The 11,506-nt window shown below is 69.7% G+C and carries 10 protein-coding genes; all 10 read left to right on the top strand.

What is annotated here, in order from left to right:
• Positions 1 to 15: 15 nt before the first annotated feature.
• The 10 genes from uvrA to ABC304_RS14620 all read left to right on the top strand — a co-directional run bounded on the left by uvrA (position 16) and on the right by ABC304_RS14620 (position 11,440).
• Positions 16 to 2,904 carry an excinuclease ABC subunit UvrA gene (gene uvrA, locus ABC304_RS14665; RefSeq protein ID WP_412931717.1) on the top strand — a complete coding sequence of 963 codons (2,889 nt, stop codon included), beginning with the start codon at positions 16 to 18 and terminating at the stop codon, positions 2,902 to 2,904.
• 2 nt (positions 2,905 to 2,906) lie between these two features.
• On the top strand, positions 2,907 to 4,823 hold the full coding sequence (gene uvrC, locus ABC304_RS14660; protein ID WP_412931715.1) for an excinuclease ABC subunit UvrC: 1,917 nt from the start codon (positions 2,907 to 2,909) through the stop codon (positions 4,821 to 4,823).
• A gap of 48 nt (positions 4,824 to 4,871) precedes the next feature.
• Entirely contained in the window at positions 4,872 to 5,753 is an 882-nt protein-coding gene (gene rapZ / locus ABC304_RS14655) for an RNase adapter RapZ (protein ID WP_412931713.1), read from the top strand.
• A gap of 64 nt (positions 5,754 to 5,817) precedes the next feature.
• On the top strand, positions 5,818 to 6,795 hold the full coding sequence (gene whiA / locus ABC304_RS14650; RefSeq protein WP_412931711.1) for a DNA-binding protein WhiA: 978 nt from the start codon (positions 5,818 to 5,820) through the stop codon (positions 6,793 to 6,795).
• A 153-nt stretch (positions 6,796 to 6,948) separates the two neighbouring features.
• Positions 6,949 to 7,575 (top strand): superoxide dismutase, encoded by a 627-nt coding sequence (locus ABC304_RS14645; protein ID WP_412931709.1) that lies wholly within the window; start codon positions 6,949 to 6,951, stop codon positions 7,573 to 7,575.
• 104 nt (positions 7,576 to 7,679) lie between these two features.
• On the top strand, positions 7,680 to 8,690 hold the full coding sequence (gap, locus tag ABC304_RS14640; RefSeq protein WP_127095298.1) for a type I glyceraldehyde-3-phosphate dehydrogenase: 1,011 nt from the start codon (positions 7,680 to 7,682) through the stop codon (positions 8,688 to 8,690).
• 8 nt (positions 8,691 to 8,698) lie between these two features.
• Complete coding sequence (locus ABC304_RS14635) at positions 8,699 to 9,916, top strand: phosphoglycerate kinase (RefSeq protein ID WP_412931707.1); 1,218 nt, start codon at positions 8,699 to 8,701, stop codon at positions 9,914 to 9,916.
• Positions 9,904 to 10,719, top strand: coding sequence for a triose-phosphate isomerase (tpiA, locus tag ABC304_RS14630; protein ID WP_412931706.1), 816 nt, complete (start codon positions 9,904 to 9,906; stop codon positions 10,717 to 10,719). The genes ABC304_RS14635 and tpiA overlap by 13 nt, the downstream gene beginning before the upstream one ends.
• A gap of 114 nt (positions 10,720 to 10,833) precedes the next feature.
• Positions 10,834 to 11,082 carry a preprotein translocase subunit SecG gene (gene secG / locus ABC304_RS14625; protein WP_127095301.1) on the top strand — a complete coding sequence of 83 codons (249 nt, stop codon included), beginning with the start codon at positions 10,834 to 10,836 and terminating at the stop codon, positions 11,080 to 11,082.
• A gap of 1 nt (position 11,083) precedes the next feature.
• The gene (locus ABC304_RS14620) at positions 11,084 to 11,440 is read left to right on the top strand and encodes an RNA polymerase-binding protein RbpA (protein WP_412931704.1); all 357 of its coding nucleotides are present in this window, start codon (positions 11,084 to 11,086) and stop codon (positions 11,438 to 11,440) included.
• Positions 11,441 to 11,506: the final 66 nt, after the last annotated feature.

Below are 11,506 nucleotides of genomic sequence, written 5' to 3'. Positions count from 1 at the left end.
GCCTAGACTTGTCCGGTGCCCATCGTTCCTGTCGTCGCGCCCGGAAAACTCAGTGTTCGCGGTGCTCGCGTGCACAACCTGAAGAACGTCGACCTCGACATCCCGCGGGATTCGCTCGTGGTGTTCACCGGCCTCTCGGGCTCGGGGAAGTCGAGCCTCGCGTTCGACACGATCTTCGCAGAGGGCCAGCGGCGCTACGTCGAATCGCTGAGCGCCTACGCCCGCCAGTTCCTCGGACAGGTCGATCGGCCCGACGTCGACTTCATCGAGGGGCTGAGCCCCGCCGTCTCCATCGACCAGAAGTCGACGAACCGCAACCCGCGGTCGACGGTCGGGACGATCACGGAGATCCACGACTACATGCGTCTGCTGTGGGCGCGCATCGGCGTGCCCCACTGCCCGGAGTGCGGCGAGGTCATCCAGCGCCAAACCGTCCAGCAGATCGCCGACCAGCTCATGGAGCTGGAGGATCGCACCCGTTACCAGATCGTCGCTCCGATCGTCACGCAGAAGAAGGGCGAGTTCGTCGACCTGTTCCGCGAGCTCGGCGCGAAGGGCTACGCCCGCGCCATCGTCGACGGCGAGCTCATCCAGCTGGCCGAGCCGCCCGTGCTCAAGAAGAGCTACAAGCACGACATCGCCGTCGTGGTCGACCGTCTCGTGGCCGCTCCCGACATCCTCGGCCGCGTCACCGACTCGGTCGAGACGGCGCTGGGGCTCGCCGGCGGGATCATGCAGGTCAACTTCGTCGACGGCGAGGGCGATGCCGCCTGGCAGAGCTTCTCCGAGAAGCTCGCCTGCCCGAACGGGCACGCGCTGCAGCTGACCGAGATCGAGCCCCGCACGTTCTCGTTCAACGCGCCCTTCGGCGCCTGCCCGGCGTGCTCGGGCCTCGGAACGCGCATGTCGGTCGACCCCGACCTGATGCTCGGCGACGAGGACGCCTCCATCCGCGAGGGCGTGCTGATCCCGTGGACGACCCAGGGCAAGGGGCTGTTCCAGTACTACGAGCGCCTCCTCGAGGGACTGGCGCGCGACCTGAACTTCTCGCTGGACACCCCGTGGCGGATGCTGCCGAGCGACGTCCGCGAGGCCGTGCTGCGCGGCGAGAACTACAAGGTCACCGTCAAGTGGAAGAACCGGTACGGGCGCGAGATGCGCTACGCGTCCGGGTTCGAGGGCGTCGTGCCGTACATCGAGCGGCAGTACACGCAGGCCGAGACCGACTCGCAGCGTCAGCGCTGGTCGGAGTACCTGCGCGAGGTGCCGTGCCCGGTCTGCGACGGCGCCCGCCTCAAGCCCGAGGTGCTCGCCGTGCTCGTGCACGGGCACTCCATCGCCGACGCCTCGCGTCTCAGCCTCGCCGACGCCCAGGAGTGGTTCGCGCAGCTGCAGCTCAGCGACCGCGAGGCCAAGATCGCCGCGCAGGTGCTGCGGGAGATCCGCGCGCGCCTGGACTTCCTCATCCAGGTCGGGCTCACCTACCTCAACCTCGGACGCTCCGCCGGCTCGCTGTCGGGTGGAGAGGCGCAGCGCATCCGCCTCGCGACGCAGATCGGCTCCGGTCTCACCGGTGTGCTGTACGTGCTCGACGAGCCGTCGATCGGCCTGCACCAGCGCGACAACCGGCGTCTCATCCAGACGCTGGTCACCCTGCGCGACCTCGGCAACACCCTCATCGTCGTCGAGCACGACGAGGAGACGATCCAGGCGTCCGACTGGGTGGTCGACATCGGACCGCGGGCGGGCGTGAACGGCGGGAGCGTCGTGCACTCCGGACCGATGGACTCGCTGCTGACCGAGCGGGAGTCGCTCACCGCCGACTACCTCACCGGGCGTCGCGAGATCCCCACGCCGAAGAAGCGGCGCCGCATCGACAAGAGCCGCAAGATCACGGTGGTCGGCGCGCGCGCCAACAACCTGCGCAACGTCACGGTCGACTTCCCGCTCGGCGTGCTCACGTCGGTCACCGGAGTCAGCGGATCGGGCAAGTCCTCCCTCGTCAACGACATCCTGTACGAGGTGCTCGCCTCGCGCCTCAACGGCGCCCGCCGCGTGCCGGGCAAGCACACCCGCGTCACGGGCACCGACGAGCTCGACAAGGTCGTGCACGTCGACCAGGGCCCCATCGGCCGCACGCCGCGCTCGAACCCCGCCACCTACACCGGCGTCTTCGACCGCATCCGCACCCTCTTCAGCGACACCCCCGAGGCGAAGGTGCGCGGCTACCAGCCCGGGCGCTTCAGCTTCAACGTCAAGGGCGGCCGCTGCGAGGCGTGCTCGGGCGACGGCACGATCAAGATCGAGATGAACTTCCTGCCCGACGTGTACGTCGACTGCGAGGTGTGCCACGGCAAGCGGTACAACCGCGACACGCTCGCCGTGCACTACAAGGGCAAGAACATCGCCGAGGTGCTCGAGATGCCGATCGAGGAGGCCGCGGACTTCTTCGAGCCGATCCAGGCGATCCACCGCTACCTCCGCACGCTCGTCGACGTCGGTCTCGGCTACGTCCGCCTCGGTCAGTCGGCCACGACGCTGTCGGGCGGCGAGGCGCAGCGCGTGAAGCTCGCCACCGAGCTCCAGCGCCGCAGCAACGGGCGCAGCATCTACGTGCTCGACGAGCCCACCACCGGACTGCACTTCGAGGACGTCCGGCGTCTGCTCGAGGTGCTCAACGGCCTCGTCGACAAGGGCAACACGGTCATCGTCATCGAGCACAACCTCGACGTCATCAAGTCGTCCGACTGGATCATCGACCTCGGCCCCGAGGGCGGCGCCGGCGGCGGGCAGGTCATCGCCACCGGCACCCCCGAGCAGGTCGCGCGGGTGGAGGGAAGCCACACCGGCGAGTTCCTCGCCGAGGTGCTGGGCGGCGGCCAGGCGGTCCGCAAGGCGGGCTGAGCGTGGCCGCACAGCTCTCGTACCGCCCGAAGCCGGGGGAGATCCCCACCAACCCGGGCGTCTACCGCTTCCGCGACGCCGACGGGCGCGTGCTCTACGTCGGCAAGGCGAAGAACCTGCGCGCCCGGTTGTCGAACTACTTCGCACCGCTGCGGTCGCTGCACGAGCGCACCCGCCGGATGGTGACCACCGCGGCATCCGTCGAATGGACCGTGGTCGACAGCGACGTGGACTCCCTCCAGCTGGAGTACATGTGGATCAAGGAGTTCGATCCGCCGTTCAACGTCCGCTACCGCGACGACAAGTCCTACCCGTTCATGGCGATCACCCTCGCCGACGAGGCCCCCCGCGTCATCGTCACCCGCAACCACCGCATCAAGGGCGCCAAGTACTTCGGCCCGTACCCGAAGGTGTGGGCGGTGCACGACACGATCGACCTGATGATCAAGGTCTTCCCGATCCGCACCTGCAGCGACGCGTCGTACAAGAAGGCCATGCAGTCGGGCCGTCCGTGCTTCCCCGGACAGATCGGACGCTGCGGCGGACCCTGCTCGATGAAGGTCACGATCGAGGAGCACCGCGCGATCGTCGACGACTTCATCTCGTTCATGTCCGGCGGCGACGAGCGGTTCGCCCGCGCGCTGACGGCACGGATGAAGGAGGCCTCCGCGGCGATGGACTACGAGGCCGCGGCGACCTACCGCGACCGACTGCAGGCGATCGACGCGGTCCTCAAGCGCAGCGCATTGGTGCTCGCACCCGACACCGACGCCGACGTCTTCGGCATCGCGGAGGACGAGCTGTCGGCCGCCGTGCAGCACTTCGTGATCCGCGGCGGACGCGTGCGCGGTGTGCGGGCTACGACGATCGACAAGGAGCTCGACATCGCCGGGGCCGACCTCGTCGACCAGGTGCTGCAGAGGGCGTACGGGGATGCCGCGTCCGCCGACATCCCGCGGCAGGTGCTCGTTCCCGAGCTGCCCTACGACGCGGCCGACCTCGAGCAGTGGCTGCGCGACCGTCGCGAGTGGCCGGTGTCGATCCAGGTGGCGCAGCGCGGGCGCAAGGCCGACCTGATGAAGACCGCGACCCTCAACGCCCAGCAGGCGCTGATGCTCCACAAGACGCGGCGGACCAGCGACTACGTCGCCCGCTCGCAGGCGCTCACCGACCTGCAGGAGGCGCTGGACCTCGCCGAGGCTCCGCTGCGGATCGAGTGCTTCGACGTCTCGCACCTCAGCGGCACGAACGTGGTCGCGTCGATGGTGGTGTTCGAGGACGGTCTGCCGCGCAAGGACCAGTACCGCTCCTTCGGCGTGCCGGAGACGACCGACGACACCGACTCGCTCTACCAGGTGCTCACCCGGCGCCTGGCCTACCTCGATCGACCCGAGGAGGGGGAGGAGCTGCCGGATGCCGAGGCGGTCCTCGCCGCCGGGGTCTCCGACGGCGAGGTCGTCACGACGCGCAAGAAGCCGCGCTTCGCCTACCGGCCGCAGCTCCTCGTCGTCGACGGCGGCAAGCCCCAGGTGGAGGCCGCGGCGCGCGCCCTCGCCGACGCCGGGCACTCCGAGATCGCCCTCTGCGGCATCGCGAAGCGACTCGAGGAGGTGTGGATGCCGGGGGAGGAGTACCCGGTGATCCTGCCCCGTACGAGCGAGGCGCTGTACCTGCTGCAACGGCTGCGCGACGAGGCGCACCGCTTCGCCATCACCCACCAGCGGCGGCGTCGCAAGCGCGACATCTCCAGCGTCCTGGCGGAGGTCCCTGGACTCGGAGACACCCGCATCAAGGCGCTGTTACGGCATTTCGGCTCGGTCTCGGCGCTGCGCGAGGCGACGCCGGAGCAGATCGCCGAGCTTCCCGGCATCGGCCCCAAGCTGGCCGCGACCGTGCACGCCCACCTGTCGGAGGGATGAGTCGGCCCTCCGGCAGGTGGGTAGGCTGGTGGGGACGACGGGGGACACATGAGCGAGGCGGAGCACCGGCAGCCGGGTGAGGTGCTGATCGTCACGGGCATGTCGGGAGCCGGTCGCTCCACGGCCGCCAACGCCCTCGAGGACCTCGACTGGTACGTCGTGGACAACCTTCCGCCGCGCATGCTCAAGCCCCTGCTGGAGCTGACCGAGCTCGCCGGCGGGGCCGTGCCGCGTGTGGCGGTCGTGGTCGACGTGCGGGGGCGCGACCTCTTCACCGAGCTGCCCGCCGTCACGCGCGCCCTCCGCGACGCGCGGCAGCTGCGCGTGCTGTTCCTCGACGCCTCGGACGACGCGCTCGTCCGCCGGTTCGAGTCGGTGCGCCGCCCGCACCCGCTCCAGGGCGACGGCACGATCCTCGACGGCATCCGCCGCGAGCGGCAGCGCCTGGCTCCCGTGCGCGAGGGCGCGGACGTGCTGGTGGACACCTCCGCCCTCAACGTGCACCAGCTCTCGTCGCGCATCGTCGAGCTCTTCTCCGAGGAGGGCGCCGCCCGGCACACGGTCACGATCATGAGCTTCGGCTTCAAGTACGGCCTGCCCACCGATGTCGACATGGTCGCCGACATGCGGTTCCTGCCGAATCCGTTCTGGAACGAGGCGCTGCGTCCCCTGACGGGACAGGATGCCGCGGTGCAGGAGTTCGTGCTCGCACAGCCGGGCGCGACCGAGTTCATCGACGCCTACGCGAGCGCGCTCACGCCCGTGCTCGCCGGCTACCAGCGCGAGAACAAGCGGCACTCCGTGATCGCGGTGGGGTGCACCGGCGGCAAGCACCGCTCCGTCGTGACGGCCCACGAGCTGGCTGAGCGCCTCTCGTCGCAGCCGGGGGTGGCCGTCCGCGTGACACACCGCGACCTCGGTCGCGAGTAGGCTGGACCCTCGTCCCGACCCCGAGTCGTCTCGCCCCATGCCCATCTGAGACTTGAGGAGTCCCGTGCCGCTGACCGCCGACGTGAAGGCCGAGCTCATGGCCGTCCGCGACCCGCGGCCCACCGCCCGGGTCGCCGAACTGACCTCCCTCCTGCGCTTCTCCGGAGGGCTGCACTCCATCGCCAACCGCGTCGCGGTCGAGGCGGAGCTCGACTCCGACACCCTCGCACGGCGCACAGCCCGCGACCTCATGGAGCTGTACGGCGTGCGGCCCGAGCTCGTGCACGTGCAGGGCTCCGGCCAGCGCAGCGGCAGCCACTACGCGGTGCGCGTCATCGAGGGCGGTGAGACGCTCGCCCGTCAGACGGGCCTCCTCGACCAGCGTCGGCGACCGGTGCGCGGCCTGCCGAACAAGCTCACGACCGGCTCCCGGGGCGATCTGTCCGCCGTCTGGCGCGGCGCGTTCCTCGCGTCCGGCTCCCTGAGCGAGCCCGGACGCTCCGCCGCCCTGGAGATCGCCTGCCCGTCGCCCGAGGCGGCCATGGCCCTTGTCGGTGCGGCCCACCGGCTGGGCATCCCGGCGAAGGCGCGCGAGGTGCGCGGCGTTCCGCGCGTCGTCGTCCGCGACGGCGAGGCCATCCGCCAGACGCTCGCCGAGATGGGCGCGAAGCGCACCGCCGGCGAGTGGGATCAGCTGCGTCAGCGGCGTGAGGTGCGCGCCGGCGTGAACCGCCTCGTGAACTTCGACGACGCGAACCTGCGCCGCTCGGCCCAGGCAGCCGTCGCGGCCTGCGCACGCGTCGAGCGCGCGCTCGAGATCCTCGGCGACGAGGTGCCCGACCACCTGAAGGAGGCCGGCGACCTGCGCCTCGCGCACCGCGACGCCAGCCTCGACGAGCTCGGCCACCACGCCGACCCGCCGCTCACGAAGGACGCCGTCGCCGGCCGCATCCGGCGGCTCCTGGCCATGGCCGACAAGAAGGCCGAGCAGGACGGCGTGCCCGACACGGAGTCGGCCGTGCCGGTGGGCGTCGAGGACTGATTCATTCGGGCGGGCGGGTGCCGCGGCATCCGATATCGCCCGTCATCCGGGGAAGCAACCCCTGCTCCGCCGCGTTGCCCCTTCACTAGGATGAACACGTCACCCTCGCCGCGCCGAGGAGCCTCGGCCCGGCGCCGACCGGAAGAAGAGAACATGGCGATCTACACGCTGCCCGACCTCCCCTACGACTACGCCGCGCTCGAGCCGCACATCAGCGCGAAGATCATGGAACTCCACCATGACAAGCACCACAAGACGTACGTCGACGGCGCGAACACCGCGCTCGAGAAGCTCGCGGAGGCCCGCGACAGCGGCGATCTCGCGAACGTCAACAAGCTCGAGAAGGACCTGGCCTTCAACCTCGGCGGCCACGTCAACCACTCGATCTTCTGGACGAACCTGTCGCCCAACGGCGGAGGCGAGCCCGAGGGCGAGCTGGCCGCGGCGATCCAGGAGTACTTCGGCGGCTTCGCCAAGTTCCAGGCGCACTTCACCGCCGCCGCCACCGGCATCCAGGGCTCCGGCTGGGCCGTCCTCAGCTGGGACTCGATCGGCCAGCAGCTGATCATCCAGCAGCTGTTCGACCAGCAGTCCAACACCGCCCAGGGCACCGTGCCGATCTTCCAGCTCGACATGTGGGAGCACGCGTTCTACCTCGACTACCTCAACGTCAAGGCCGACTACGTCAAGGCCGTCTGGAACATCGCCGACTGGGCCAACGTGGCGCAGCGCTTCACCGCCGCCCGCGAGAAGACTTCGGGCCTGCTGGTACTGTCATAGCAACAGCGGGCGTCCCGGCGGGATCGCCCGCCGGGACGCCGTTGTCCTCCGCGATCCACCCGCAACAACCGCGCTCTCGCGCACGACACATCAGGAGATCTTCCGTGACTGTCAAGATCGGAATCAACGGCTTCGGCCGTATCGGACGCAACTACCTCCGCGCCGCGCTCGCGCAGGGCGCGGACCTCGACATCGTGGCGGTGAACGACCTCACCGACAACAAGACGCTCGCGCACCTGCTCAAGTACGACTCCGTGGGCGGCCCGCTCGCCGAAGAGGTCACCTACGACGAGGACTCGATCACCGTCGGCGGCAAGACCATCAAGGTCTTCGAAGAGCGCGACCCGGCCAACCTCCCCTGGGGCGAGCTGGGTGTCGACGTGGTCATCGAGTCGACCGGCCGCTTCACCAAGGCGGAGGACGCCAAGAAGCACATCGCCGGCGGCGCCAAGAAGGTGCTCATCTCGGCTCCGGCCACCGGTGACGACGTCACCGTGGTGATGGGCGTCAACGAGGGCGACTACGACCCCGAGAACCACGTCATCATCTCCAACGCCTCGTGCACGACCAACTGCCTTGCACCGCTGGCCAAGGTCTTCAACGACGCCTTCGGCATCGAGCGCGGCTTCATGATGACCGCGCACGCCTACACGGCCGACCAGAACCTGCAGGACGGCCCGCACAGCGACCTGCGTCGCGCCCGCGGTGCCGCGATCAACATCGTGCCCGCCTCGACCGGTGCCGCCAAGGCGATCGGCCACGTGCTCCCCGAGCTCAACGGCAAGCTCAGCGGCTCCTCGTACCGCGTGCCCGTGCCCACCGGCTCGATCGTCGACCTCACGATCGTGACGCCCGCCGAGGGTCTCACCGTCGACCAGGTCAACGCCGCCTACAAGGAGGCCGCCGCAGACGGTCGCCTCGCCGGCTACCTGCAGTACACCGAGGACCCGATCGTCTCGAGCGACATCCAGGGCAACCCGCACTCGTCGATCTTCGACTCGGAGCTGACCAACGTCAGCGGCAACCTGGTCAAGGTCTCCGCCTGGTACGACAACGAGTGGGGCTACTCCAACCGTCTCGTCGACCTGACCGAGTACGTCGCCGAGCGTCTCTGAGCCCGGCCATGGCCCTGCGCACCCTCGACACCCTGGGTTCGCTGGCCGGCAAGCGCGTCATCGTCCGTGCTGACCTCAACGTCCCCCTCAAGGACGCGGTCATCACGGACGATGGCCGTGTGCGGGCCACGCTCCCCACGCTGAACGCCCTCATCGAGCAGGGCGCGCGCGTCGTGGTCTGCTCCCACCTGGGACGGCCCGACGGTTCACCCGACGACCGCTACAGCCTGGCCCCGGTCGCCGAGCGGCTCTCCGAGCTGCTTGGCGCGCCGGTCGCCTTCGCCCGCGACACCGTGGGCGAGTCCGCCCGCGAGACCGTCGACGGCCTCGCCGACGGTGACGTCGCGGTGCTGGAGAACCTTCGCTTCAACGCGGGCGAGACGGCGAAGGACGACGCGGAGCGCCGCGCGTTCGCGGAGCAGCTCGCCGCCCTCGGCGACGTGCTCGTCTCCGACGGGTTCGGCGTCGTGCACCGCAAGCAGGCGAGCGTCTACGAGCTCGCCGAGCTGCTGCCGTCCGCGGCCGGCCTCCTCATCGCGACCGAGCTCGACGTCCTCGATCGTCTCACCGAGAACCCCGAGCGGCCCTACACGGTCGTGCTCGGCGGCTCCAAGGTCAGCGACAAGCTCGGCGTCATCGAGCACCTGCTCCCGCGCGTCGACCGCCTCCTCATCGGCGGCGGCATGATGTTCACCTTCCTCAAGGCGCAGGGCCACGCCGTCGGCAAGAGCCTCCTCGAAGAGGACCAGCTCGAGCGAGTCCGCGGCTACATCGCGACCGCGCAGGAGCGCGGTGTCGAGCTCGTGCTGCCCGTGGACGCCGAGGTGGCGGCATCCTTCTCCGCCGACGCGGCGCATGTGACGGCCGACGTCGACGGACTCGAGGACACCCCCGCGGGCGCCGACGGTCTCGGACTCGACATCGGCCCCCGCACCGCGGAGCAGTTCGCCGACGTCATCCGCTCGAGCAGGACGGTGTTCTGGAACGGCCCGATGGGCGTGTTCGAGTTCGCCGACTTCGCCCACGGCACGCGCTCCGTCGCGAAGGCGCTCACCGAGGTCGACGGCCTGTCGGTCGTCGGCGGCGGCGACTCGGCCGCGGCGGTGCGTCAACTCGGCTTCGCCGACGACGAATTCGGACACATCTCGACGGGCGGCGGAGCGAGCCTGGAGTTCCTCGAGGGCAAGAAGCTCCCCGGACTGGAGGTCCTCGGATGGTCGCAGTGACGCAGGAATCGACGGGTGGCGCCGCGCGCACCCCGTTTATCGCCGGCAACTGGAAGATGAACCTGGATCACCTCCAGGCCGTCGCGTTCGTGCAGAAGCTGCAGTGGACGCTGAAGGACGCCAAGCACGAGGACGGCTCGGTCGAGGTCGGGATCTTCCCCCCGTTCACCGACATCCGCACCGTTCAGACGCTGATCGACGCCGACAAGATCCCGTTCTCCCTCGGCGGTCAGGACCTGTCAACGAAGGACTCGGGCGCCTACACCGGCGAGGTCTCGGGGCAGTTCCTCGCGAAGCTCGACTGCCGATATGTGATCATCGGGCACTCCGAGCGTCGCGAGTACCACCAGGAGAGCGACGAGATCGTCGCCGCGAAGGTGCAGGCGGCGCTGCGTCACGGGCTCGTGCCCGTGATCTGCGTCGGTGAGACCGCCGACGACCTCGAGGAGTTCGGCGCGAGCGCCGTGCCCGTCGGCCAGCTCAAGGTCGCGCTCGAGGGCGTGCCGGCCGACGCGGACATCGTCGTGGCGTACGAGCCGGTCTGGGCCATCGGCTCGGGCAAGGCCGCCACGCCCGACCAGGCGCAGGACGTCTGCGCGAAGCTCCGCGCCGTGGTGGGGGAGTCCCTCGGCGCCGATGCCGCCTCGCGCACCCGCGTGCTGTACGGCGGCTCGGTGAAGTCCGCGAACATCGCGAGCTTCATGCGCGAGCCCGATGTCGACGGCGCCCTGGTGGGCGGCGCGAGCCTCGTCGTCGACGAGTTCGCCGCCATCATCCGCTTCCAGAAGCACGTCGGCGTCTGACGACACCGTCCGCCCCGCCCGCCGCCTTCCGCGGCGAGCGGGGCGGAATCGTGTCAGCCGGTATACTCGACGCTTGTGCGGTCCATCGGACCGCGGTGAAAGGCTTCAACGACTGTGGACATCCTCCAGTTCGTCCTGCAGGTGCTGCTCGGCATCACGAGCCTCCTGCTGACGCTCCTCATCCTGCTGCACAAGGGCCGCGGCGGCGGTCTCTCCGACATGTTCGGCGGCGGCATGACCTCGGCGATGGGCTCTTCGGGCCTCGCCGAGCGCAACCTCAACCGCTTCACCGTGATCCTCGCACTCGCGTGGTTCCTCTCCATCGTGGCCCTCGGCCTCATCACGAAGTTCCAGGGGATCTGACATGGCCACAGGAGGAAACGCGATCCGCGGCACCCGCGTCGGTGCAGGACCCATGGGCGAGCAGGACCACGGCTTCCACGCCGACCGCGTCGCCATCTCCTACTGGGACGCCCTTGGCAACGAGACCGTCCGCCACTTCGCCGCCGGCATCGCCGACGAGGAGATCCCCGAGACGATCGACTCCCCGCACTCCGGTCTTCCCGCCGGTCGCGACCGTGAGAACCCGCCGGCCGTCGCCAAGACGGAGCCGTACAAGACGCACCTCGCCTACGTGAAGGAGCGCCGCACCGAGAAGGAAGCCACCGACCTCCTCGACGACGCCCTGCAGCAGCTGCGCGAGCGCCGCGGTCTGGGCTGACCCGCGCGCACATCACGAAAAGGGAGAAGCGGATGCCTCGGCATCCGCTTCTCCCTTTTCCGTCCG

It is taken from the genome of Microbacterium jepli (assembly GCF_047237905.1).
GTDB lineage: Bacteria > Actinomycetota > Actinomycetes > Actinomycetales > Microbacteriaceae > Microbacterium.
The sequence above is the reverse complement of the archived record's forward strand: the minus strand, read 5'-3'. Positions and strand labels throughout refer to the sequence as shown.

Bases quoted from the DNA above. Each gene is read 5' to 3' on its own strand.
- rapZ (WP_412931713.1), top strand. From the start codon at position 4,872: ATGAGCGAGGCGGAGCACCGGCAGCCGGGTGAGGTGCTGATCGTCACG.
- ABC304_RS14645 (WP_412931709.1), top strand. From the start codon at position 6,949: ATGGCGATCTACACGCTGCCCGACCTCCCCTACGACTACGCCGCGCTC.
- ABC304_RS14635 (WP_412931707.1), top strand. From the start codon at position 8,699: ATGGCCCTGCGCACCCTCGACACCCTGGGTTCGCTGGCCGGCAAGCGC.
- tpiA (WP_412931706.1), top strand. From the start codon at position 9,904: ATGGTCGCAGTGACGCAGGAATCGACGGGTGGCGCCGCGCGCACCCCG.
- ABC304_RS14620 (WP_412931704.1), top strand. From the start codon at position 11,084: ATGGCCACAGGAGGAAACGCGATCCGCGGCACCCGCGTCGGTGCAGGA.